At 63.5% G+C, this 24,040-nt stretch carries 24 protein-coding genes and 1 tRNA gene; all 25 read right to left on the bottom strand.

Annotated features, from left to right (window positions below; translation table 11 throughout):
* Nucleotides 1-82: 82 nt before the first annotated feature.
* Nucleotides 83-565 (bottom strand): DUF1178 family protein, encoded by a 483-nt coding sequence (locus F9Z44_RS08175; RefSeq protein ID WP_159605115.1) that lies wholly within the window; start codon nucleotides 563-565, stop codon nucleotides 83-85.
* Nucleotides 562-1,170, bottom strand: a complete 609-nt coding sequence (locus F9Z44_RS08170; protein WP_159605113.1) for an NUDIX domain-containing protein — start codon at nucleotides 1,168-1,170, stop codon at nucleotides 562-564. Before F9Z44_RS08170 ends, F9Z44_RS08175 begins: the two co-directional genes overlap by 4 nt.
* Before the next feature lies 1 nt (nucleotide 1,171).
* Nucleotides 1,172-1,474, bottom strand: a complete 303-nt coding sequence (locus F9Z44_RS08165) for a DUF2818 family protein (RefSeq protein WP_159605110.1) — start codon at nucleotides 1,472-1,474, stop codon at nucleotides 1,172-1,174.
* Nucleotides 1,475-1,532: 58 nt separating this feature from the next.
* Complete coding sequence (nuoN, locus tag F9Z44_RS08160) at nucleotides 1,533-3,029, bottom strand: NADH-quinone oxidoreductase subunit NuoN (RefSeq protein WP_159605108.1); 1,497 nt, start codon at nucleotides 3,027-3,029, stop codon at nucleotides 1,533-1,535.
* A gap of 34 nt (nucleotides 3,030-3,063) precedes the next feature.
* The gene (locus F9Z44_RS08155) at nucleotides 3,064-4,542 is read right to left on the bottom strand and encodes an NADH-quinone oxidoreductase subunit M (protein WP_159605106.1); all 1,479 of its coding nucleotides are present in this window, start codon (nucleotides 4,540-4,542) and stop codon (nucleotides 3,064-3,066) included.
* A 21-nt stretch (nucleotides 4,543-4,563) separates the two neighbouring features.
* Complete coding sequence (gene nuoL, locus F9Z44_RS08150; RefSeq protein WP_159605104.1) at nucleotides 4,564-6,600, bottom strand: NADH-quinone oxidoreductase subunit L; 2,037 nt, start codon at nucleotides 6,598-6,600, stop codon at nucleotides 4,564-4,566.
* Nucleotides 6,601-6,625: 25 nt separating this feature from the next.
* Nucleotides 6,626-6,943 carry an NADH-quinone oxidoreductase subunit NuoK gene (nuoK, locus tag F9Z44_RS08145; RefSeq protein ID WP_159605102.1) on the bottom strand — a complete coding sequence of 106 codons (318 nt, stop codon included), beginning with the start codon at nucleotides 6,941-6,943 and terminating at the stop codon, nucleotides 6,626-6,628.
* The gene (locus F9Z44_RS08140) at nucleotides 6,940-7,596 is read right to left on the bottom strand and encodes an NADH-quinone oxidoreductase subunit J (protein ID WP_159605100.1); all 657 of its coding nucleotides are present in this window, start codon (nucleotides 7,594-7,596) and stop codon (nucleotides 6,940-6,942) included. The genes nuoK and F9Z44_RS08140 overlap by 4 nt, the downstream gene beginning before the upstream one ends.
* A gap of 57 nt (nucleotides 7,597-7,653) precedes the next feature.
* On the bottom strand, nucleotides 7,654-8,190 hold the full coding sequence (nuoI, locus tag F9Z44_RS08135) for an NADH-quinone oxidoreductase subunit NuoI (protein ID WP_159605098.1): 537 nt from the start codon (nucleotides 8,188-8,190) through the stop codon (nucleotides 7,654-7,656).
* Between the two features lie 14 nt (nucleotides 8,191-8,204).
* Nucleotides 8,205-9,287: an NADH-quinone oxidoreductase subunit NuoH gene (gene nuoH / locus F9Z44_RS08130; RefSeq protein WP_159605096.1), complete on the bottom strand. Its 1,083-nt coding sequence runs from the start codon at nucleotides 9,285-9,287 to the stop codon at nucleotides 8,205-8,207.
* Complete coding sequence (gene nuoG, locus F9Z44_RS08125; RefSeq protein WP_159605094.1) at nucleotides 9,284-11,416, bottom strand: NADH-quinone oxidoreductase subunit NuoG; 2,133 nt, start codon at nucleotides 11,414-11,416, stop codon at nucleotides 9,284-9,286. The genes nuoH and nuoG overlap by 4 nt, the downstream gene beginning before the upstream one ends.
* A gap of 22 nt (nucleotides 11,417-11,438) precedes the next feature.
* A complete protein-coding gene (nuoF, locus tag F9Z44_RS08120) occupies nucleotides 11,439-12,809 on the bottom strand; it encodes an NADH-quinone oxidoreductase subunit NuoF (RefSeq protein ID WP_159605092.1) in 1,371 nt (456 codons plus the stop codon).
* Complete coding sequence (locus F9Z44_RS08115) at nucleotides 12,806-13,327, bottom strand: NADH-quinone oxidoreductase subunit NuoE family protein (RefSeq protein WP_159605090.1); 522 nt, start codon at nucleotides 13,325-13,327, stop codon at nucleotides 12,806-12,808. The genes nuoF and F9Z44_RS08115 overlap by 4 nt, the downstream gene beginning before the upstream one ends.
* Nucleotides 13,324-14,577, bottom strand: a complete 1,254-nt coding sequence (locus F9Z44_RS08110; protein ID WP_159605088.1) for an NADH-quinone oxidoreductase subunit D — start codon at nucleotides 14,575-14,577, stop codon at nucleotides 13,324-13,326. The genes F9Z44_RS08115 and F9Z44_RS08110 overlap by 4 nt, the downstream gene beginning before the upstream one ends.
* A gap of 27 nt (nucleotides 14,578-14,604) precedes the next feature.
* Nucleotides 14,605-15,228: an NADH-quinone oxidoreductase subunit C gene (locus tag F9Z44_RS08105; RefSeq protein WP_159605086.1), complete on the bottom strand. Its 624-nt coding sequence runs from the start codon at nucleotides 15,226-15,228 to the stop codon at nucleotides 14,605-14,607.
* A 43-nt stretch (nucleotides 15,229-15,271) separates the two neighbouring features.
* On the bottom strand, nucleotides 15,272-15,751 hold the full coding sequence (locus F9Z44_RS08100) for a NuoB/complex I 20 kDa subunit family protein (RefSeq protein WP_056273769.1): 480 nt from the start codon (nucleotides 15,749-15,751) through the stop codon (nucleotides 15,272-15,274).
* 36 nt (nucleotides 15,752-15,787) lie between these two features.
* Nucleotides 15,788-16,147 (bottom strand): NADH-quinone oxidoreductase subunit A, encoded by a 360-nt coding sequence (locus F9Z44_RS08095; RefSeq protein WP_159605084.1) that lies wholly within the window; start codon nucleotides 16,145-16,147, stop codon nucleotides 15,788-15,790.
* Between the two features lie 47 nt (nucleotides 16,148-16,194).
* Nucleotides 16,195-16,279: transfer RNA gene (locus F9Z44_RS08090), tRNA-Leu, on the bottom strand.
* 155 nt (nucleotides 16,280-16,434) lie between these two features.
* Nucleotides 16,435-16,848, bottom strand: a complete 414-nt coding sequence (gene secG / locus F9Z44_RS08085) for a preprotein translocase subunit SecG (protein ID WP_159605082.1) — start codon at nucleotides 16,846-16,848, stop codon at nucleotides 16,435-16,437.
* Between the two features lie 52 nt (nucleotides 16,849-16,900).
* A complete protein-coding gene (gene tpiA, locus F9Z44_RS08080; RefSeq protein ID WP_201450027.1) occupies nucleotides 16,901-17,647 on the bottom strand; it encodes a triose-phosphate isomerase in 747 nt (248 codons plus the stop codon).
* 13 nt (nucleotides 17,648-17,660) lie between these two features.
* On the bottom strand, nucleotides 17,661-18,650 hold the full coding sequence (locus F9Z44_RS08075) for an NAD(P)H-quinone oxidoreductase (RefSeq protein ID WP_159608630.1): 990 nt from the start codon (nucleotides 18,648-18,650) through the stop codon (nucleotides 17,661-17,663).
* 11 nt (nucleotides 18,651-18,661) lie between these two features.
* A complete protein-coding gene (gene pnp / locus F9Z44_RS08070) occupies nucleotides 18,662-20,788 on the bottom strand; it encodes a polyribonucleotide nucleotidyltransferase (protein WP_159605080.1) in 2,127 nt (708 codons plus the stop codon).
* A 260-nt stretch (nucleotides 20,789-21,048) separates the two neighbouring features.
* Complete coding sequence (gene rpsO, locus F9Z44_RS08065; RefSeq protein ID WP_056273781.1) at nucleotides 21,049-21,315, bottom strand: 30S ribosomal protein S15; 267 nt, start codon at nucleotides 21,313-21,315, stop codon at nucleotides 21,049-21,051.
* 134 nt (nucleotides 21,316-21,449) lie between these two features.
* Entirely contained in the window at nucleotides 21,450-22,652 is a 1,203-nt protein-coding gene (locus F9Z44_RS08060; RefSeq protein WP_159605078.1) for a pyridoxal phosphate-dependent aminotransferase, read from the bottom strand.
* A 20-nt stretch (nucleotides 22,653-22,672) separates the two neighbouring features.
* A complete protein-coding gene (locus F9Z44_RS08055) occupies nucleotides 22,673-23,980 on the bottom strand; it encodes a branched-chain amino acid ABC transporter substrate-binding protein (RefSeq protein WP_159605076.1) in 1,308 nt (435 codons plus the stop codon).
* Between the last annotated feature and the right edge of the window lie 60 nt (nucleotides 23,981-24,040).

The raw sequence follows: 24,040 nt of genomic DNA, 5'->3' as shown, positions 1-24,040 counted from the left end.
AAAACGCATGATGCGCCCCTGCGGCGCGAGCGAGCAGAAAAAAACCCCGCACAGCGGGGTCTTGTCTTTGAGGCGAGGCTCGCTACTGCAAGGTTTCCTTGATCGCCGGCAGCGTGGGCAAGGCAATCACCTCGATGCCCTCTTCCATCATGGCCAGCGCCTCCTCGGGACTGGCCTGGCCACGGATGTTGCGGTGCTCCACTTCACCGTGGTGCATGGCGCGCGCCTCATGTGCAAAGCGTTCGCCCACGTCTTCGGTGTTGGCCACCACCTCACGCAGGGCGCGCAGCATGCGGGCCTGCAAAGCAGCCAGATCGGGGTTCATGCCTTGGTTGGTCATGGCCACTGCCGCACTGGCGGGGGTGGGTGTTGCCGTGGCTTCGGCGTCACCACGCCCGACACGCAGGTTCAGTCGGGGGGCCGAGAGCTTCTTCTGGATGTGTGCATCACCACACAACGGACACGTGACCAGGCCACGGCCGAGCTGGCTCACGAAATCGTCTTCGGAGCCGAACCAGCCTTCGAATTCATGCTGGTGGGCACATTGCAGGTCGAGAACCTTCATGCCACCGATTGTCCTGCCGAAGGCGATCCGGCGGCATCCTTCCACTGCAGCGTCCACTCACCGGCCTGCACGTTCTGCATCCACATCGAACCAATCAAGGTCTTGCAGTCAATCACCTGGCCACTGAAGCACCAGGCCCGAAGTTCGGCGGGTGTGGCGGTGAACACGTCGAGGAGTTCACCGTCGTCGAGCTGCCTCTCGCCCAGCGTGAGGCCGCGCGCGAACCAGATATCGATGGTCTCGTCGGAGTACGCCACCGTGGGCGCCAGCCGCCCGGCAAAGGCCCATTCGCGAGCGCTGTAGCCGGTCTCCTCCAGCAGTTCACGCTGCGCACACACCCAACTGTCTTCGCCCTCGTCGAGCTTGCCCGCTGGAAATTCGATCATCACCGCCTGCATCGGATGGCGGAACTGGCGCTCCAGCACCACCCGCCCATCGTCCAGCAGAGCGATCACCATGACCGCACCCGGGTGCAGCACGTACTCGCGCGTGGCCTCGGCTCCACCGGGCAGGCGAACCGTGTCGCGCACCACATGCAGGAAGTGGCCACGCAGCAGCTCGGTGCGCGACAGCGGCGTTTCGATCAGGTGGTTGTCGTCGTTCATCTCAACCGCGGTGGCGGTAAAGGTAGCGGTAGACGAAACCGGGAAAGGCCAGTGTGATGAACAACGCACCGGTGGTGGCGTAGAACTCCCAACCTTGCGGAGCAATCTGCCCGGCGCTGTTCTCCAGCGCGAGCCCGAGAGCACCCACGATGAAATACAGCAGCACCATCTCGACCAGCCTGATCCAGAGGGTCTTGGGTTGGCTGCGTGGAATCAACGCCAACCAGCGGTCGTTGATGAAGGGCAGATTGGCCGCAACCAGAGCGGCAATCAACACCAGCCAGACGGAAAAGCTGTGGTTCATGGTGAAAAGTGTGAGCCGGCTGCGCCGGCCAAGTTCACCGGAGGCAGCGGCAAAGCGGTCAGGCGAACAACGAAGCCACGGCGCGGGCACACAAACTCATGAGGCCACCAGGCAGGATACCCAGCAGCAACACCAGTGCACCGTTGATCGAGAGCACCGAGCGGGCATCCAGGCCAGCTTCGATGCCGGCGGTCTGCGCGGGCGCATCGAAGTACATGACCTTGACCAGGCGCAGGTAGTAGAAAGCACCGATCAGCGACATGATCACTGCGAAGACCGCCAAGCCCACGTAGAACGCACCACTGGAAGCCAGCAGCGCCTGCAGCACGGACAGCTTGGCGTAGAAACCCACCAGCGGTGGCACGCCGGCGAGCGAGAACATGCAGATGGCCATGACGCCGGCGTACAGCGGACTGCGCTGGTTCAGGCCGGCCAGATCGCTGATGTTTTCCGACTCGAAACCGCTGCGCGACAGCAGCAGAATCACACCGAAGGTGCCCAGCGTGGTCAGCACATAGGTGATGACGTAGAACATCGACGAGCCGTAGGCATTGGCCATGTTGCCTGTGTCGCCATTCACCACGCCGGCGAGCAAGCCCAACAGCATGAAGCCCATCTGCGCGATGGTGGAAAACGCCAGCATGCGCTTGAGGTTGGTCTGCGCGATGGCGGCGAAGTTGCCCACCAGCAACGACATGACAGCCAGCACCGCGAGCATCTGCTGCCAGTCGAAAGCCAGTGGCTGCAGACCTTCGACCAGCAGGCGGATGACGATGGCAAATGCAGCAAGCTTGGGCGCGCCACCGATCATGAGGGTGATGGCGGTGGGGGCACCCTGGTACACGTCAGGAACCCACATGTGGAAAGGCACCACGCCGAGTTTGAAGGCCAGACCGGCGACCACGAACACCAGGCCCAGCGTGAGCACCTGGGCAGAACCCTTGAGCGTGGCCTCGCCGCCCGCGATGGACTTCATCACCTCGGCCAGATCCAGCGATCCGGTGGCGCCGTACACCATCGACAGGCCGTAGAGCAGGAAACCGCTGGCGAGTGCGCCGAGCACGAAGTACTTCATGGCTGCCTCGGTGGCCTGAACGTCGTCGCGGCGCAGCGCCACCAGGGCATAGCTGGACAGCGTGAGCAGTTCAAGGCCGAGGTAGATCACCAGGAAGTTGTGGCCCGAGATCATGACGAACATGCCCAGCAACGCAAACATGGACAGGGTGAACATCTCGCCGCCGCGCAACATGTCGCGCTGGCCGGCGTAGCCGCGGCCATAGACCAGCGTGACCATCATGGCAATGGTGGCAAAACACTTGAGCCAGTTGCCCATGGGGTCGCTGACGATCATGCCGCCGAAGCCCAGCGTGGTCGTGCCCGAGACGGCCGCCATGCCAAGCAAGAACGCCACCGCGCCGAGCGAGAGCAAGGTCAGTGCGTAGGTGGCGCCGCGCAGGGGCGACTTCACCGTCAGATCGGCCAGCGCGATCACGCAGGCCATCGTCAGCAGGAGGATTTCAGGGTAGGCCGCGACCCAGCTGAGCTTGTCAATCATTGTTCGTTCTCTTGTGTCGTGTGACGGCCGTGGTTCACTGGGGCAGCTTGGAAACAGCCACGTGGCGCAGCAAGTCCGCCACGGAGGCGTCCATGACGTCGGTGAAAGGCTTGGGGTACACGCCCATGAAGAGCACCGCCACCGCAAGCACCGCCATCACGAGGAATTCACGCGGGTTGAGGTCGATCAGGGCCTTCACGTTGTCGTTGCCCGCGGCGCCCAGGTACACGCGCTTGTACATCCAGAGCGAATAAGCAGCGCCGAAGATCAGGGCTGACGCAGCGAGCAGGCCGATCCAGAAATTGGCCTTCACGGCCGCCAGGATCACCATCCACTCGCCCACGAAGCCGGCCGTGCCTGGCAAGCCGCAGTTGGCCATGGTGAACAGCAGCGCGAACGCAGCAAACTTGGGCATGGTGTTGACCACGCCGCCGTAGTCGGCGATCTCACGCGAGTGCACGCGGTCGTACAGCACACCGATGCCCAGGAACATGGCGGCCGACACAAAACCGTGCGCGATCATCTGCACGATGCCACCAGACACGCCGAGGTCGCTGAAGACGAAGAAGCCGAGCGTGACGAAACCCATGTGGGCAACCGACGAGTAGGCCACCAGCTTTTTCATGTCCTGCTGCACCATGGCCACCAGACCCACATAGATCACCGCGATCAGCGAGAGCCCAATCATGAGCCAGGCCCATTGGTGCGAGGCATCGGGCAGGACGGGCAGCGAGAAACGCAGGAAACCGTAGGCACCGAGCTTGAGCATGATCGCCGCCAGCACGGCCGAGCCACCGGTGGGGGCTTCGACGTGCACGTCGGGCAGCCAGGTGTGCACGGGCCACATCGGCACCTTCACGGCAAACGCTGCGAAGAAGGCGAAGAACAGCAAGGTCTGCGCGGTACCGCTCAAGGGCAGCTTGTACCAGTCGGCCAGGGCGAAGCTGCCACCGGACACGGTGTACAGGTAGATCAGCGCCACCAGCATCAGCAACGAGCCGAGCAAGGTGTACAAGAAGAACTTGAAGGCTGCGTAGATCTTGTTCGGGCCGCCCCAGATGCCGATGATCAAGTACATCGGAATCAACGTGGCTTCGAAAAACACGTAGAACAGCATCGCGTCCTGCGCGCTGAACACGCCGATCATCAGGCCCGAGAGGATCAGGAAGGCGCCCATGTACTGGTTCACGCGCGTCGTGATCGACTCCCAGCTGGCGATGATGACTACCACGTTTATGAACGCGGTGAGCAGGATCAGCCACAACGAGATGCCGTCCACGCCCAGGTGGTAGTGGATGTTGAAGTTCTGAATCCAGGGGGCTTTTTCAACGAACTGCAGCGCGGCCGTGCCGAGCTTGAAACCGGTGTAGAGCGGCACCGTGACCGCCAGGCCCACCACCGCACCCACGAGCGCGACCCAGCGCACCATGGGTGCCTGGTCGTCGCGGCCCAGGGCCAGCAGCACGACGCCAAAAGCGATGGGCGTCCAGATGGCAAGGCTCAGCAAACCCATGATGTTCTTCTTCCTCTTGTTTTATTTGGCGAGCCAGACGAAGTACGTCATGAACAGCAGCACACCCACGATCATCATCAGCGCGTAGTGGTACAGGTAGCCGGTCTGCGCGCGGCGCACCACGCCGGAGACCAGACCCACCAGCTTCCAGCTGGCGTTGACCACACCACCTTCGATCACACCCCGATCGCCACCCTTCCACAAACCGATGCCCAGACCGCGTGCGCCTTTGGCAAGCACGTTCTCGTTGAACCAGTCCATGTAGTACTTGTTCTCCAAAATCACCACCAGCGGACGCAGGGCGCGGCCGATGGCGGCCGGCACTGCAGGGTTGATGAGGTACATGTACCAGGCGCTCACGGCACCGGCCAGGGCGAGGTAGAGCGGTGGGGTGTAGAGCGAATGCGCGGCCATGGACAGGGCGCCATGGAACTCTTCGGCGAACGTCGCCATGGCGGGATGGGCCGCGGCATTGATGAAAATCGCGTCCTTGAAGAAGCCACCGAACAACATCGGCTGGATCGTCATGAATCCGATCACCACCGACGGAATGGCCAGCAGCACCAGCGGCACCGTCACCACCCAGGGCGACTCATGCGGCTTGGCGTCATGGCCGTGGCCATGCCCGTGGTCATCGTGGTGTCCATGGTCGTCGTCGTGGGCGTCGGGGTTCTGGTCGTAGCGCTCTTGTCCGTGGAAAACCAGGAAGTACAGGCGGAACGAATAGAACGAGGTGACGAACACACCGGCCAGCACCGCAAAGTAAGCGAAGCCCGAGGCCGGCAGGTTGCTGAAGTGCACCGCCTCGATGATGCTGTCCTTGGAGTAGAAGCCCGAGAACAGCGGTGTGCCGATAAGGGCCAGCGTGCCCAGCAACGAGGTGATCCAGGTGATGGGCATGTACTTGCGCACGGCGCCCATCCAGCGGATGTCCTGGTTGTGGTGCAGACCCATGATCACCGAGCCAGCAGCCAGGAACAGGAGCGCCTTGAAAAACGCGTGGGTCATGAGGTGGAACACCGCCACCGAGTAGGCCGACGCGCCGAGCGCCACCGTCATGTAGCCCAGCTGCGAGAGCGTGGAGTAGGCGACGATGCGCTTGATGTCGTTCTGGATGATGCCCAGGAAGCCCATGAACAGCGCCGTGATGGCACCGATCACCATGATGAAGTTCAGCGCCGTGTCCGACAGCTCGAACAGCGGCGACATGCGCGCCACCATGAAGATGCCGGCCGTGACCATGGTGGCGGCGTGGATCAGCGCCGAGATGGGCGTGGGGCCTTCCATGGAGTCTGGCAGCCACACGTGCAGCGGGAACTGCGCGCTTTTGCCCATGGCGCCGATGAACAGACAGATGCAGATGACGGTGATCAGCAGCCAGTCTGTGCCGGGAAAACCCAGCGTGCCGAGCTGGGGCGCCCTGGCAAACACCTCGGTGTAGTTGAGCGTGCCAGCGTAGGCAACGATCAGGCCGATGCCGAGAATGAAGCCGAAGTCACCCACGCGGTTGACCAGGAAAGCCTTCATGTTGGCGAAGATCGCTGTGGGCTTGTTGAACCAGAAGCCGATCAGCAGGTACGACACCAGGCCCACCGCTTCCCAGCCGAAGAACAGCTGCAGCAGGTTGTTGCTCATCACCAGCATGAGCATGGAGAAGGTGAACAGCGAGATGTAGGCGAAGAAGCGGTTGTAGCCCTCGTCTTCTTCCATGTAGCCGATGGTGTAGAGGTGCACCATGAGCGAGACGAAAGTGACGACCACCATCATCATGGCGGTGAGTCCGTCGACCAGGAAGCCGATTTCCATCTTGAGACCACCGACCACCATCCAGGTGTAGAGGGTCTCGTTGAAGCGCGCGCCGTCCATGGCCACGCTCTTGAGCGTCATGGCCGAGAGGATGAAAGCGACCAACACGCCCAGGATGGTGAGCGTGTGCGAGGCGCGGCGACCGATGACGTTGCCACCGAAAGTGGTGCCCAGAATGCCGGCCAGGGCCGCGCCGATCAGCGGCGCCATGGGGACAGCGAGCAGGGTGCTGGCAGAGAGGGTTGTACTCATGGTGTTCTTGTCTTGGGGCTGGTGCTCAGCCTTTGAGCGTGTTCAGCTCTTCGACGCTGATCGAGTTCTTGTTGCGGAACAGCAGCACGAGGATGGCCAGGCCGATCGCTGATTCGGCGGCGGCCACGGTCAGGATGAAGAACACGAACACCTGCCCGTGCATGTCACCCAGGAAGTGCGAGAAGGCCACGAAGTTCATGTTCACCGCGAGCAGCATCAGCTCGATGGCCATGAGCAGCACGATCAGGTTTTTGCGGTTGAGGAAGATGCCCACCACCGACAAGGCGAACAGGATCGCCCCCACGGAAAGGAAGTGACCCAGTGTCAGGCTGGTGAAATTCATGCCTTGCCCTCCTCGGCGGTGCTGGCGGGCGCCTCGGGCGCAGCTTTTTGTGTGGCGGACATGGGCAGCACCACCAACCGGTCGCTGGCGCGCACATGCACTTGCAGCCCGGGGTTGATGGCCTTGCTGTCCTTGCGCTGGCGCAGGGTGAGCGCAATGGCGGCAATCATGGCTACCAGCAGGATCACAGCAGCCACTTCGATCGGGTACAGGTATTCGGAATACAGCAGCAGGCCGAGTTCACGGGTGTTGGAATACCCGGCGGCGTTGATGCCGGCACCAGCCGCGTCGGGGTTGGTGGCCAGGCTCGGGAAGCCGGCAAACAACACGGCGATCAGTTCGGCCGCCACCAGACCGCCCAGGATGGCGGCCAGCGGAAAGTGTTTCCAGAATCCCTTGCGCACGCTGTCCATGTTGATGTCGAGCATCATCACGACGAACAAGAACAAAACCATCACCGCACCCAGATACACCAGCACCAGCGTGATGCCAAGGAATTCGGCCTTGAGCAGCAACCACAGTGCAGACGCCTGAGAGAATGCCAGCATCAGGAACAGCACGGCATGCACCGGGTTGCGCGCGGTGACGACGCGGAAAGCTGCGAACAGCAGCACCGCGGCGAAGAGGTAAAAAAAGCCGGTCTGGTAATCCATGGCGTTGTTCTTGTGTCGTCTTTTCCGGTATCGGTGTGGGCCCGGGATCGCAATGGATCAGCGGTAAGGGGCGTCGGCAGCCCGGGCAGCGGCAATCTCGGTCTCGTAGCGGTCGCCCACGGCCAGCAGCATCTCTTTGGTGAAGTACAGGTCTCCACGCTTCTCGCCGTGGTATTCGAAGATGTGGGTCTCGACGATGGAGTCGACCGGGCAACTCTCCTCACAGAAGCCGCAAAAGATGCACTTGGTCAAGTCGATGTCGTAGCGCGTCGTACGGCGGGAGCCATCGTCGCGCACATCGGATTCGATGGTGATCGCCATCGCCGGGCAGACCGCTTCGCACAACTTGCAGGCGATGCAGCGCTCTTCGCCGTTCTCATAGCGGCGCAGGGCATGCAGGCCACGGAAGCGCGGCGACAGAGGCGTCTTTTCCTCGGGGAACTGCACCGTGATCTTGCGCTTGAAGGCGTAACGACCGGTCAGGGCCATGCCCTTGAACAACTCCACCAGCAGGAAGCTGTTGAGGAAGTCGCGGAAGGAAAACGGCGCCACGACCGCAGGGGATGCGACGGGGTTGGCGGTGAAGGTGGACATGGTCAATCGCCCTCTTATTTCCAGAGGTTCCACGACGTCTGCATCAGGCCGCCGACGAGCAGCAGGTAGATGAGCGTGACGGGAATGAAGATCTTCCAGCCCAGACGCATGATCTGGTCGTAGCGGAAGCGCGGAAAGGTGGCGCGGATCCAGATGAACATGGACACCACGAGGAAGGTCTTCAGGCCGAGCCAGATCCAGCCGGGGATCCAGTTGAACAGCGCGCTGTCGATGGGTGGCAACCAGCCGCCCAGGAACATCAGCACCGCCAGCACCGAGATCAGCCACATGCTGGCGTATTCGGCCAGGAAGAAGATGGCAAAGCCCATGCCCGAGTACTCGACCATGTGACCGGCCACGATCTCGGCCTCGCCCTCAACCACGTCGAACGGGTGGCGGTTGGTTTCGGCCACACCCGAGATGAGGTAGACGAAGAAAATGGGCAGCAGCGGCAGCCAGTTCCACGACAGGAAATTGAGGCCTTCAGAAGCGGCCATGCCGCGCGCTTGCGAGTTCACGATGTCAACCAGGTTCAGGCTGCCCGAGACCATGACGACCACCAGGAAACAGAAGCCGATGGCAATCTCGTAGCTCACCATCTGGGCGGACGCGCGCAGCGCACCAAGGAAGGCGTATTTCGAGTTGGATGCCCAGCCCGCGATGATCACGCCATACACCTCGATCGAGGTGATCGCCAGGATCACCAACAGACCGGCGTTCACGTTGGCGAGCACCGCCTCGGGGCCGAAGGGAACCGCCACCCACGCGGCGAGCGCCGGCATGATGGCCATGATGGGGCCGAGGCGGAACAAGCCGTTACTCGCAGCACTTGGGCGGATCAGCTCTTTGGTCAACAGCTTGAGCGCATCGGCAATCGGCTGCAGCAAACCGAAGGGGCCGACGCGGTTGGGTCCGTGGCGCACCTGGATCCAGCCGAGCAGCTTGCGCTCCCACAGCGTGAGGTAGGCCACGGCGCCCATCAACGGCGCCAGCACTGCCACGATCTTGATCAGGTTCCAGATGACCGGCCAGGCGGCTGATGTCCACCAGGGAGCGGCGATCAGGCCCAGGCCGCCGTTGTACATCGCGTCGATCATGCGAGCACCTCGTCGGCGATCAGGGTTGCGCGGGCGTCGGCCGTCATCTGCAGCGCGGGGGCGCGGCGCACGAGGCCATCGAGCTGATAGATGCCGGCGACGCAGGGCTCGGCGTTGGCGGGCACCATGTCGATCGGAGCGGCGCTGGCGTTGTTCAAGCGCGCGGCGTCCACAACAGCGCCACTCGCCACACCCGGCAACGCACTGGCCAACACGGCCTGCGACGAGTCGGCGTCAAAGCCGGCCAGGCCGAGCAGATTGCCCAGCACGCGGATCACTTTCCACGCAGGGCGCGTTTCACCCAAAGGGCGCACCACAGCGTGGAAACTCTGCAACCGGCCTTCGGCGTTCACGAAGGAGCCAGAGGTTTCGGTGAACGGAGCGATCGGCAGCAGCACGTCGCTGATGTCGAGGTTGGTCTTGAACGGGCTGAGTGTGACGACCATGCCGGCTGGCGCCAAGCCAACTGCACCAGCCGCGCTGTCGTGCGCTGGTTCGGTGTTGAGCAGCACCAGCGCCTTGAGCGAGCCGCCCAGCATCTGACCAGCGTTCAAGCCGCCCTGCCCTGGCAATGCATTGACGAGCTGCGCGCCTACCGTGTTGGCGCTCTCGCTCAGGTAGCCCACGCTGGCGCCGGTCTGCTGCGCGATCCAGTTCGCCAGCGACAGCAGGCTGGCCGCTTTCTCGTGGTGTGCTGCGGCGTTGCCAAGCAACACAGCCCTGTGTTCGCCACCCAGCAGCGATTTCGCCACTGCGCGATGCGCATCGGTCACGTCCGCGGCGACCGGTGCAGCTGCACCATTCTCGGCGGCCACGGCAGCGGCGATACCAGCCAGCGCGGACACCCATGTGCGGCTGTCGGACAGCACGGTGTTTTCCACCGACATGGCCCAGTCTTGAGACTCGGCGCCGAGCACGTTCACCTGGCAACCCTTGCGGACTGCCTGGCGGATGCGCTGCGCGAACAGCGGGTGATCCTTGCGCAGGTTGGCGCCCACCACCAGCACGCGCTGCAGGGTGGAGAGCGATGCGACGGGCAGGCCGAGCCAGCGCGCCGCACCGGCTGGTGCTGCGTTCGAAAAGTCGGCGTGGCGCAAGCGGATGTCGATGTTCTGGCTGCCCAGCCCTCGCACCAAGGCGCCGGCCAGTGCCAGCTCTTCCAGCGTGCTGTGCGGGCTGGCCAGCAGGCCGATGGCGCCAGCGCCGTGCTCGGCCTTGACCTGCTTCAAGCCATTGGCCACGTACTCGAGCGCGGTTTGCCAGTCGACCGTGTGCCACTCGCCGCCCTGTTTGAGCATGGGCGCGGTCAGGCGGTCTTCGCTGTTGACGGCTTCGTACGAGAAGCGGTCGCGGTCGGCGATCCAGCATTCGTTGACGGCTTCGTTTTCCAGCGGCACCACGCGCATGACCTTGTGGTTCTTCACCTGGACGATCAGGTTGGCGCCGGTGCTGTCGTGCGGGCTCACGCTCTTGCGGCGCGAGAGTTCCCAGGTGCGGGCGCTGTAGCGGAACGGCTTGCTGGTGAGCGCGCCGACCGGACAGATGTCGATCATGTTGCCCGAGAGTTCGGAGTCGACTGTGTCACCGAGCACCGTGGTGATCTCGGAATGCTCGCCACGGTGGATCATCCCCAGCTCCATCACGCCAGCCACTTCCTGGCCGAAACGCACGCAGCGGGTGCAATGGATGCAACGGCTCATCTCTTCCATGGACACGAGCGGGCCCACGTCCTTGTGGAAGACAACGCGTTTTTCTTCTTCGTAGCGCGAACCCGAGCCACCGTAACCCACGGCCAGATCCTGCAACTGGCACTCACCGCCCTGGTCGCAAATGGGGCAATCCAGCGGGTGGTTGATGAGCAGGAACTCCATCACCGACTGCTGGGCCTTGATCGCCTTGTCGCTCTTGGTGCGCACGATCATGCCCTGCGTGACGGGCGTGGCGCAGGCCGGCATGGGCTTGGGCGCCTTTTCCACATCGACCAGGCACATGCGGCAATTGGCTGCGATGGACAGTTTTTTGTGATAGCAGAAGTGCGGGATGTAGGTGCCGGCCTTTTCGGCCGCATGCATGACCATGCTGCCCGGGGGCACTTCCACCTTCTTGCCGTCGAGTTCGATTTCAACCATGGTGTTTCTCGTGTCCGGCTGCTCAGGAAGCCTGTGCAGCATTGGCTGCGTTGATCTTGGCCTCGAACTCGTGCCGGAAATGTTTGATCATGGCGCGCACCGGCATGGCCGCCGCATCGCCCAGGGCGCAGATGGTACGGCCCATGATGTTCTCGGCCACGTTGTCCAGCAGCGCCATGTCGGCCAGGCGACCTTCGCCTTCGTCGATGCGGCTGACCATGCGCCAGAGCCAGCCCGTGCCTTCGCGGCAGGGCGTGCACTGGCCACACGACTCGTGCATGTAGAAGTAGGACAGGCGCTTGAGCGACTCGACCATGCAACGGCTGTCGTCCATCACGATCACGGCGCCTGAGCCCAGCATGGAGCCGGCCTTGGCGATGGAGTCGTAGTCCATGGTGCAGTCCATCATGATGGACGCGGGCAGCACGGGCGACGACGAACCACCGGGGATCACGGCCTTGAGCGTGCGGCCTTTGCGCACGCCACCGGCGAGCTCCAGCAGCTTGCTGAACGGCGTGCCCATGGGCACCTCGTAGTTGCCGGGCATCTCCACATCACCGCTCACCGAGAAGATCTTGGTGCCGCCGTTGTTGGGCTTGCCGCAGGCGAGATACGCCGCGCCACCGTTGCGGATGATCCAGGGCACCGCGGCAAAGGTCTCGGTGTTGTTGATGGTGGTTGGCTTGCCGTAGAGGCCGAAACTGGCTGGAAACGGTGGCTTGAAACGCGGCTGGCCTTTTTTGCCTTCGAGCGATTCGAGCAAGGCGGTTTCTTCGCCGCAGATGTAGGCACCGAAGCCGTGAAACGCATGCAGCTGGAAGCTGAAACCGCTGTCCAAAATATTGTCGCCCAGCAGGCCGGCGGCGCGGGCTTCTTCCAGCGCGGCTTCAAAGCGGTCGTAGGCCTCGAAGATTTCGCCGTGGATGTAGTTGTAGCCCACGCTGATGCCCATGGCGAAGGCGGCAATGGCCATGCCTTCGATCACGATGTGCGGGTTGTACATCAGGATGTCGCGGTCCTTGCACGTACCCGGCTCGCCTTCATCGGAATTGCACACCAGGTACTTCTGACCCGGGAACTGGCGCGGCATGAAACTCCACTTCAAGCCGGTGGGGAATCCCGCACCGCCACGGCCGCGAAGTGCCGACTCCTTGAGTGTGGCAATCACCTGGTCTTGCGTCATGCCCACCACCGGTGGATCACCGGCCGGCTCGGCGCCGTCTTTGCCCAGCACCTTGCGCAAGGCCTGGTAACCGCCTCGCGCCACGTAGTCCTTCAGCGACCAGTTGCCACCGTCAAGGTCGGCGTAGATCTGAGGGTTGATGTGGCGGCCGTGGAAGCAGGTCTGCACGCCGTTGGCGCGGAACTGCGAGAGGATCTGATCGGCGTTCATGGCTGTCCTTCCGCGGCACGCAAGCCATCGATCAGCTGATCGAGCTTGTCATTGCTCATGAAGCTGCACATGTGGCGGTCGTTGACCAGCATCACCGGCGAATCGGCGCAGGCGCCCAGGCATTCGCTTTGTTGCAGGGTGAACAGGCCATCAGGCGTGGTACCGCCCATGGTGATGCCCAGCTTGCGCTCCAGGTGGTGCAGCGCGTTCTGGCCATCGCGCAACTGACATGGCAGGTTGGTGCACACGTTCAGCTTGAACTTGCCCGTGGCCTGCTGGTTGTACATGTTGTAGAAGGTCGTCACCTCGTGCACGGCAATCGGCTCCATGCCCAGGTATGCGGCCAACGACGCTTCAGCACCTGTGCTCACGAAACCCATTTCCTGCTGGATGATGGCCAGACACGCCATGACTGCCGACTGCGCCTGATCAGCCGGGTACTTGGCGACCTCGCGCGCGAAGCGCTGCTGGGTGGCGCTGCTGAATTCCACAGTGGCAACTGCGTGGCCGGTGCTCATCGGTCGATCTCCCCGAAAACAATGTCCATGGTGCCGATGATGGCCACGGCGTCGGCCAGCATGTGGCCGCGCGCCATTTCGTCCATCGTGGCCAGGTGCGCAAATCCAGGTGCGCGGATCTTCAGGCGGTAGGGCTTGTTGGCGCCATCGCTCACCAGGTAGATACCGAACTCACCCTTGGGATGCTCGACCGCCGCATAGGCTTCGCCCTCGGGCACGTGGAAGCCTTCGGTGAATAGCTTGAAGTGGTGGATCAGCTCTTCCATGTTGGCCTTCATGGCCTCGCGGGCGGGAGCGGCCACCTTGTGGTTGTCGGTGATCACCGGACCGGGGTTGGCGCGCAGCCACTTGGAGCACTGCTCGATGATACGGTTGGACTGCTTCATCTCTTCCATGCGGACGAGGTAACGGTCATAGCAGTCGCCGGTTTTGCCCACCGGAATGTCGAAGTCCATCTGACCGTACACGTCGTACGGCTGCTTCTTGCGCAGATCCCAGGCGATCCCGGAGCCGCGCAGCATGGGGCCGGTCATGCCGAGGTTGAGTGCGCGCTCGGGGGTGACCACACCGATGCCGACCGTGCGCTGTTTCCAGATGCGGTTGTCGGTGAGCAGCGTGTGGTACTCGGCCAGGTAGGTCGGGAAACGTTTCGTGAAATCGTCGATGAAGTCGAGCAGCGAACCCTGGCGGTTGGTGTTCATCTGCTCCATCGCACGGGCATTGCGGATCTTGCTGTGCTTGTACTGCGGCATGGTGTCCGGCAGATCGCGGTACACACCACCCGGACGGAAGTAGGCTGCGTGCATGCGAGCACCCGACACCGCTTCGTACATGTCGAACAGATCTTCGCGCTCACGGAAGGCGTAGATCAGGATGGTGGAGCTACCGCAGTCGTTGCCGTGCGAACCCAGCCACATGAGGTGGTTGAGCAGGCGCGTGATCTCGCTGAACATCACGCGGATGTACTGCGCGCGGATCGGCACCTCGATCCCGAGCAGCTTCTCGATCGCAAGGCAGTAAGCGTGCTCGTTGCACATCATCGAGACGTAGTCCAGCCGGTCCATGTAGGGCAGCGACTGGATGTAGGTCTTGTGCTCGGCGAGCTTTTCGGTGGCGCGGTGCAGCAGGCCGATGTGCGGGTCAGCGCGTTGCACGACCTCGCCGTCGAGCTCAAGCACCAAGCGCAGCACGCCGTGCGCGGCCGGGTGCTGAGGACCGAAGTTGAGGGTGTAGTTCTTGATTTCAGCCATGTCGATGTCACAGGAAGGCCCGAGGCCTCAGTGCAATCCCCCGTAGTTGTCTTCGCGGATGATGCGGGGCGTGATTTCGCGGGGTTCGATACTCACCGGCTCGTAGATCACGCGCTGGCGCTCGGCGTCGTAGCGCATCTCGACATGACCCGACAGCGGGAAGTCCTTGCGGAAGGGATGGCCGATGAAACCGTAGTCGGTGAGGATGCGGCGCAGGTCGTCGTGGCCTTCAAAGACGATGCCGTACAGGTCGAAGGCTTCGCGCTCGTACCAGTTGGCCGCCGCCCAGAGCGGTGTGACCGAAGCCAGCACAGGGAAGTCGTCTTCCGGGCAGAAGACCCGCACGCGAACACGGTGGTTGTGGCTCACTGACAGCAGATGCACCACCGCCGCAAAACGCAGACCTTCCCAGCGACCGTCGCCATACGTCTGGTAGTCCATGCCACAGAGATCGATGAGCTGCTCGAACGCCGCGACAGGTGCATCGCGCAGGGTCTTCATGACCTCAAAATAGTGGGTGGCCGCAACGGTCAGCGTGAGCTCTTCGCGAACCACGTCGAGCGAGGCCACGCGGTCACCAAGCAACTCGGTCAGGGCCAGCTTCAAAGCTTCCGGCGCAACGGCGTAATGGGTCGTTGAGGTGTCGGTCATGGATACGTCTCGTGGGACTCGGTTCGCCGTGTTGCCACGGCGCTCAGGCGCGGGCAATGGTCTGGGTGCGGCGGATCTTCTGCTGCAGCTGGATGATTCCGTACAGCAGCGCTTCGGCCGTGGGCGGGCAGCCGGGCACATACACGTCCACCGGCACGATGCGGTCACAGCCTCGCACCACCGAATAGCTGTAGTGGTAATAGCCACCGCCGTTGGCACATGAACCCATGGAGAGCACCCAACGCGGCTCGGCCATCTGGTCGTAGACCTTGCGCAGGGCCGGCGCCATCTTGTTGCACAAGGTGCCGGCCACGATCATCAGATCGGACTGGCGCGGGCTGGCGCGAAACACCTCGGAGCCGAAGCGACCGATGTCGTAGCGCGCGGCCGCCGCGTGCATCATTTCCACTGCGCAGCAGGCCAGACCGAAGGTCATGGGCCACAGCGAGCCGGTCTTGGCCCAGTTCACCACCGAGTCGTAGCTGGTGGTGACGAAGCCTTCCTTGAATACGCCTTCAATCATGAGCCGCTCCCCTGGATTCGTGTGTGGTCGTGTCGGTCATTCCCAGTCCAGCGCGCCCTTCTTCCACTCGTAAGCAAAGCCCACGGTGAGGATGGCCAGGAACACGACGCCCGCAAGGAAGCCGGTCATGCCGATGTCCGAGAGGGCCACGGCCCAGGGGATGAGAAAGGCGATCTCGAGGTCGAACAGGATGAAGAGGATGGCCACCAGGTAGTAGCGCACATCGAACTTCATGCGGGCGTCTTCGAAGGCCTCGAAACCGCATTCATAAGGGGAGTTTTTCTCGGCGTCCGGGAGGTTCGGACCAAGGATATAACCCAGTACCTGCGGAATGATCCCGATGGAAATACCCACCAAGATGAACAGGAGCACGGGTAGGTATTGTTCGAGACTCATCTTGGTCTGTTCCACTGACACGGCGTGAGGCCGTGTTGTCCAAAGATTGGTGCCGACGGCGAGACTCGAACTCGCACAGCTTTCGCCACTACCCCCTCAAGATAGCGTGTCTACCAATTTCACCACGTCGGCTGGTCTGCATTGCCGGCTCACGAGGTCTGTGTGAGCCTTGCTGACAAGCATTGGAGTTTACCCTGAAACCACCTCTCTTTTGAGAGGCGGCGGGCCTTTTTCAACTCGATTGGAAGCTGACTCGGCGCGCGCGCAAAGCGTGCGCTCCACCACGCTCACTTCGCCGGGATTTGCGCCGCTCCGGTGGGGGCTGGCGTGGCCGCAGCGGGCGCAGGGGTGGAGCCCGTTGCTGCCGCTGCACCGGGAATCTGCTGTGAAGGGTCGGCAGGTTGCGCGGGCGTCACCACGCCTTCAAGCACGCTGCCCGAGGTGGGCGCCGCCACCCGCAGGTTGCCAAAGTAGGCAAGACCCAGCGTGCAAGTCAGGAAGATGGCCGCCAGCACAGCCGTGGAGCGCGACAGGAAATTGGCGCCACCGGATGCGCCGAACAGGCTGGCAGAACCTGCCCCACCGCCGCCGAAGGCAGCGCCGGCATCGGCACCCTTGCCATGCTGCATGAGGATCAGGCCAATCATGGACAGCGCGGAAAGGATCTGCACGGCCAGAAGGATGGTCAACACAACGTTCATTTTTTACTCCGGAATCACGATTGTCGATGCGCCCTTGAGGGCACGAAAAAGGTCAGCGGGCCGAGGCCACGATCTGAAGGAAGTCAGCCGCCTTGAGCGACGCACCGCCGATGAGGCCGCCGTCGATGTCTGGCTGAGCCAGCAGACTGGCTGCATTCGCCGCGTTCATGCTGCCGCCGTAGAGGATGTGCACACGCTCGGGATGCTGCGTGGCTGCTGCAATCTGGGCACGAAGCACCGCATGCACTTGCTGCGCCTGTTCGGGCGAGGCGGTCTTGCCGGTGCCGATGGCCCAGACGGGCTCGTAAGCCACCACGATTTCGCTGGTGCAATGCGCCACCGCGTGGATGACCGCAGCCAGTTGGCGCTTGACCACGGTCTCGGTCTGACCGGCTTCACGCTCGGCGAGGGTTTCACCCACGCACACGATGGGCGTGATGCCGTGGGCCAGTGCCACCTTGGCTTTGTCGGCCACCTGCACGTCGGTCTCGCCGTGGTACTGGCGTCGCTCCGAGTGGCCCACGATCGCATAGCGGCACGCGAAGTCCTTGAGCATGGTGGCTGACATCTCACCGGTGTAGGCGCCCTGCTCGTGGCTGGACACGTCCTGCGCACCCCAAGCAATCGAGCTGCCATTCAACAGCGACTGCATTTGCGCCAGGTAAGGTGCGGGCACACACAGGGCCATGTCGGCGGCCGGTGTCTGGTCGCCCAGGCCATCGAGCATGGCTTTCACCAACGCCTCGTTGGCAGCCAACGAGCCGTTCATTTTCCAGTTGCCTGCGATCAGTGGTTTCATGTCTGAGATGCCGTCATGCCCAGGTCAGGACGAGCTTGCCGATGTGGCGATTGGACTCCATGAGTGTGTGTGCCGCTGCGGCTTCGCTGGCGGAAAACACCTGATGGATCACGGGTTTGATGCGCCCCTGAGCCAGCAGCGGCCAGACGCGCTCGCGCAGCGCTTGCGCAATGGCAGTCTTGAACGCGATCGGACGCGGGCGCAAGGTCGAACCGGTGATGGTCAGGCGTTTGCGCAGCACCATGCCGGCGTTGAACTCGGCCTTCACACCACCCTGCACCGCGATGATGACCAGGCGGCCGTCTTCGGCCAGGCAGTCGACCTCACGAGCCACGTAGGCGCCAGCCACCATGTCGAGCACCACATTCACACCCTGCCCACCCGTGAGGTCGGCCACGGCAGACACGAAGTCCTGCGTCTTGTAGTTGATGGCGTGATCCGCGCCGAGCGCCAGGCAGGCCGCGCATTTGTCGTCACTGCCCGCAGTAGCAATCACGCGCGCACCCAGGGCCTTGGCCATCTGGATCGCTGTCACGCCGATGCCGCTGGTGCCTCCCTGGACCAGCAGAGTCTCGCCAGCTTGCAGGCGCGCGCGGTCGAAAACATTGCTCCATACGGTGAAGAAGGTTTCGGGCAGCGATGCGGCGGCGATGTCGTCCATGCCCTCGGGCACCGGCAGGCACTGGCCCACAGGCGCCACACACCACTGGGCATAACCGCCACCGGCCACCAGCGCACACACGCGGTCACCCACCTTCAGGCCAGCGACGGCCATGGCCGCCGCGTCGCCCGAGGCGATCACGCCCGCCACCTCAAGGCCGGGAATGTCGGACGCGCCGGGCGGCACGGGGTAGTTGCCGGTGCGCTGCAGCACGTCGGGACGGTTCACGCCCGACGCACTGACGCGGATCAGCACCTCACCTGCGGCCGCCATGGGCACCGGGCGCTCACCGAGACGCAGCACCTCCGGTGCACCGAAGCTGCTGATCTCGACCGCTTGCATCACCGCCGGAATCACGACTGTGACTGCTGCTGCGGCTCGACCGCGTTGCGATCGGCCAGCGCCTTCATAGACAGCTTGACGCGACCTTTTTCGTCGGTCTCGAGCACCTTCACGCGAACGATCTGGCCTTCGGTCAAATAGTCGGTGACGCGCTCGACACGCTCGTGCGCGATCTGGCTGATGTGCAGCAGGCCGTCTTTGCCTGGCAGCAGGTTGATCAAGGCACCGAAGTCCAGGATCTTGGTGACCGGGCCTTCGTAGACCTTGCCCACTTCCACTTCAGCGGTGATCTGCTCGATGCGGCGCTTGGCTTCGTCGGCTTTGGCCGAGTCGGTCGAAGCGATGGTGATGGTGCCGTCTTCGTCGATGTTGATCTGCGTGCCGGTCTCTTCGGTCAGCGCACGGATGACGGCGCCGCCCTTGCCGATCACGTCGCGGATCTTCTCGGGATTGATCTTCATGGTGAAGAGCTTGGGCGCGAAGTTGGACACCTCGGTCTTGGCTTCGCCCATGGCTTCCTGCATCTTGCCCAGGATGTGCATGCGGGCTTCTTTGGCCTGTGCCAGCGCGACCTGCATGATTTCCTTGGTGATGCCCTGGATCTTGATGTCCATCTGCAGCGCCGAGATGCCGTTGGTGGTGCCGGCGACCTTGAAGTCCATGTCGCCCAGATGATCTTCGTCACCCAGAATGTCGGTCAGCACGGCGAAGCGGTTGCCGTCCTTGATCAGGCCCATGGCGATACCGGCCACGTGGGCTTTCATCGGCACGCCGGCGTCCATCAGTGCCAGGCAGCCGCCGCACACCGACGCCATCGACGAAGAGCCGTTGGATTCGGTGATTTCCGACACCACGCGCATGGTGTAGGGGAAGTCTTCCTTGCTCGGCAGCGCGGCAATCAGCGCGCGCTTGGCCAGGCGGCCATGGCCGATTTCGCGGCGCTTGGGGGTGCCGAAACGGCCGGCTTCGCCGGTGGCGAAGGGAGGCATGTTGTAGTGCAGCATGAAGCGGTCTTCGAACTCGCCGGCCAGCGCATCGATGCGCTGCGCGTCGCGGTCGGTGCCGAGCGTGGCCACGACCAGCGCCTGCGTTTCACCACGGGTGAACAGGGCCGAACCGTGGGTGCGGGGCAGCACGCCGTTGCGGATTTCGATGGCGCGCACGGTGCGCGTGTCGCGACCGTCGATGCGCGGCTCGCCGGCCAGGATCTGGCCACGCACGATCTTGGCTTCGATCTCGAACAGCAGGGCTTCGATGGCCACGCTGTCGAAGGCCACGCCTTCGGCTTTGAGCGCAGCGAACACGTCGGCGTAGGCCGAGCGGCAAGCTTGCGTGCGCGCTTGTTTGTTGCGGATCTGGTAAGCGGCTTCGAGCTTGGCCTTGGCCAGACCGTCGATCTTGGCGATCAGCGGCTCGTCCTTGGCCGGCGCTTGCCAGTCCCAGGCCGGCTTGCCGGCGTCGCGCACCAGTTCGTTGATGGCGGCAATCGCGATGTTGCCTTGCTCGTGGCCGAACACCACGGCGCCCAGCATGACTTCTTCGGACAACTGGTCGGCTTCGGATTCCACCATCAGCACGGCGGATTCGGTGCCCGCGACCACGAGGTCGAGCTGGCTGTCTTTCAACTGGGTCTGACCCGGGTTGAGCACGTACTGGCCATTGACATAGCCCACGCGGGCGGCGCCGATCGGCCCGTTGAACGGGATGCCGCTGACCGACAGCGCGGCGGAGGTGGCGATCATGGCGGCGATGTCGGCCTGCACTTCGGGGTTCAGGCTCACCACGTGCACGATCACCTGGACTTCGTTGTAGAAGCCTTCGGGGAACAGGGGGCGGATCGGGCGGTCGATCAGGCGGCAGGTCAGCGTTTCGAGTTCGCTCGGACGGCCTTCGCGCTTGAAGAAGCTGCCGGGGATCTTGCCGGCGGCGTACGACTTCTCGGTGTAGTCCACGGTCAGCGGGAAGAAGTCCTGGCCGGCCTTGGCCTCAAGCTTGGCAACCACGGTGGCGAGCACCACGGTGTCGTCGATGTTGACCAGCACGGCGCCAGTGGCCTGGCGCGCGATTTCGCCGGTTTCCATGGTGACCGTGTGGGGGCCCCACTGGAAGGTCTTGGTGACTTTGTTGAACATGCTCATGGTTGATCTCCTGGAATTTTTTCCGCCACCCGGCGGAAAACACAGCGTGCGGCAAACCCGCACAAAACCCGGAAACACAACCCAGAACACGATGCCATTCCAGATGGATTGAGTGTTTCGCCGGTGGCGCTCAACCCGTTTGGAATGACACAGCTTCGCTCTGTAATCAATGCTCCGGAATCAAAAAAGCGGATTGACAAGCAAAAAACGCCCGAGCCAGCGAACCAACTCAGGCGTTTTGTGTGTCAAACCGGGCTCAATTACTTGCGCAGGCCCAGTTTCGCGATCAGCGCGACGTAACGCTGGGCGTCTTTGGACTTCAGGTAGTCCAGCAGCTTGCGGCGGCGGCTCACCATGCGCAGCAGGCCGCGACGACCGTGGTGGTCTTTGGCGTGCGTCTTGAAGTGGGGGGTCAGTTCGTTGATGCGTGCGGTCAGGATGGCGACCTGCACTTCTGGGCTGCCGGTGTCGTTGGCGGCGCGGGCGTTGGCCGCGACGACTTCGGCTTTGATGGATTGGGCAATCATGGAATTTCCTTCAGGGTTACATGCGTCCCGGCGCAGCAAGCAGGCGTGTGGAGTTGCTCCAAAGCCGGCCGCCGCATCGGGCGTGGGTATGCTGTCCTTTCGAACGGCAACCGCGGATTATAGGGCAGAAGGCGTCAGGTGCCGCCACCTGGCTGGGCGTCGATCCAGCGGCGCAGGCGGGAGACGCCCTTGTCCAGCCGGCTGGTGTCGCGGCTGGCGAAGCACCAGCGCAACCAGCCGGACGCTTCCGGACTGAAGGCACTGCCCGGCGCGAGACCAATGCCGGCCTCGCGCACCAGCCGCTTGGCCACGGCCAGGCAGTCGTCTTGCCCCTGCAGCTTGAAAAAGGCGTACATGCCGCCCAGCGGCTCGGCAAGCGTCACGCCGGGGACCGCGCGCAGCAGAGGCACCAGCGTGTCGCGGCAGGTTTTCAGGTGTGCCACCAGGGCAGGCGTGACCTCGGCGCCGCGCTGCAGGGCCACCGTGGCGCCGCGCTGCACGAACACCGGCGCGCACGAGGTGTTGAACTCGATCAGCTTGCCCACCGCCGCCGTGAGGGCGGCGGGCAGCACCAGCCAGCCCAGGCGCCAGCCGGTCATGAGGAAGCTCTTGGAGAAGCTGTGGGCCACGATGACCCGGTCGTCGGGCTCGGCCACGTCCAGGAAACTGCTGGCAGCGCCATTGGCGGTGTCGCCCGCGTAGTAGAGCCGCTCGTAGACCTCGTCGGCCAGGATCCAGGTGCCGGTGCGGCGGCAGTGCGCCAGGATGGTGGCCTGCTCGTCGCGGGTCAGGGTCCAGCCGGTGGGGTTGTTGGGCGCGTTGACGATGAGCAACCGCGTGGCGGGCGTGATGGCCGACAGCAAGGTGTTCATGTCCAGAGCCCAGGCACCTGCTCGGGGTCCTTCGGTGAGCACCTGCAGCGGCACGCTTTTCACGTTCGCACCCATGATCTGCGGCTGCGCCACCAGGTTGGGCCAGGCCGGTGTGACCACCACCACCTCGTCACCCGCCTCCACCAGCGCCTGCGACGCCAGCATCAGGCCGTTGACACCACCCGAGGTGACGGCCAGCCGGTCCGTCCAGTGCGCGGCACCGCGCCCCGGGTGCAGGCCGTCGGTGTAGGTCGCAAGCGCTTCGCGCAGTTCGGGCAGGCCGAGGTTGTGGGCATAGAAGGTTTCGCCGGCTTGCAGCGAAGCCATGGCGGCCTCGCGGATGAAGCCGGGCGTGACTTCATCGCTCTCGCCAAACCAGAACTTGAGCACGTTGTCTCGGCCCAGGCCCTCGTTGGCCACCTCGCGGATGCGAGAGGCTTCGAGGTTTTCAACCACGGGGCGCATGAAGGGAGTGTGTAGAGGCATCAGGGTCGGATCATGTTGCAGCGGTGAGGCTGTTCGGCTTGTTGAGGTGCCAGGTTGCGGATCACGCGAAAGCCGTAGCCCGAGCCTTCGACGTCGAATTTGGCGCCGGGCGCGCCCTGTCGGTCCATCACGGCCACCGCCAGCGGCTGCTGGAACTGGTGGTCGGCGGCGCGCATGCGGGCGGTCTGCCCGGCCAGGGTGACTTCGGCTTTTTCAAGCTGGGCCGCGATGGTCGCCGCATTGACCGGGCCGGCCGCGCCAGCGCGTTCGATGGCCTGCGCCAGCGATTCGACCATGAGCTGCATGCGCATGTGCACGTAGTCGTCGGCGGGGTTGGGGAAGCGCTGGCGAAACGACTGGTAGAAGGCTTCCGACTCGCGCGTGGGCACGTTGGGGAACCAGTCGGCCACCGCAATCACTTTACCGATACCGGCTTCGCCCATGGCCGCGGGCGCACCGAGTGCGTTGCCGTAGAAGGTGTAGAAGCTGCCGTCAAAACCCACCTCGCGCGCGGCCTTGACCAGCAGCGTGAGGTCGTTGCCCCAGTTGCCGGTGAGCACGGCCTGCGCGCCACTGGCCTTGATCTTGGTGGCGTATGGCAGGAAGTCCTTCACGCGGGCCATGGGGTGCAGCTCTTCGCCGACGATCTTCACGTCGGGCCGCTGCGCGGCGAGCTGGTTGCGGCCTTCGCGCAGAACGGCCTGGCCAAAGCTGTAGTCCTGGCCGATCAGGTAGATGTTCTTGAGCTGCTTGTCTTCGCGCAGCACGCTCATGAGCGCGGTCATGCGCATGTCGGCATGGGCGTCAAAGCGGAAGTGCCAGTAACTGCATTTCTCGTTGGTCAGCGCCGGATCGACCGCCGAGTAGTTGAGAAACAGCATCTGGCGCGCCGGCTCGCGTTCGTTGTGCTTGTTGATGGCATCGATCAGGGCACTGGCCGCCGCCGACGAGTTGCCCTGAGCGACGATGGTGATGTCGCGGTCCACCGCCGAGCGCAGGGCGGACAGCGCCTCTTCGGTCTGCCCCTTGCTGTCGAACCGCTCGATCAAGAGCGGGCGGTTGCCACCTGGCAGCTTGACACCGCCACGCGCGTTCACGCGCTCGGTAGCCCAGACCAGATTGCGGTAGACGGCTTCGCCGGTGTTGGCGATCGGGCCAGACAGGCCTTCGATCATGGCGATGCGGATGGGCGCAGCGCTGGGCGTGGGGGCCTGGGCCAAAGACACCGTGACAGAAAGAACGCCGATCAGGGCGGCAGCCAGCGCGCGACGGCGCTGGGCAAAAACGGGATCACACAGGTATTTCATGGGAAGGTTGCTCTTCGGTGCGGGAATGCCCGATCGCGGACGCTCGGGCTGAATGTCGCT

The sequence above is a fragment of the Hydrogenophaga sp. PBL-H3 genome (assembly GCF_010104355.1).
Lineage (GTDB): Bacteria > Pseudomonadota > Gammaproteobacteria > Burkholderiales > Burkholderiaceae_C > Hydrogenophaga.
The sequence above is the reverse complement of the archived record's forward strand: the minus strand, read 5'-3'. Positions and strand labels throughout refer to the sequence as shown.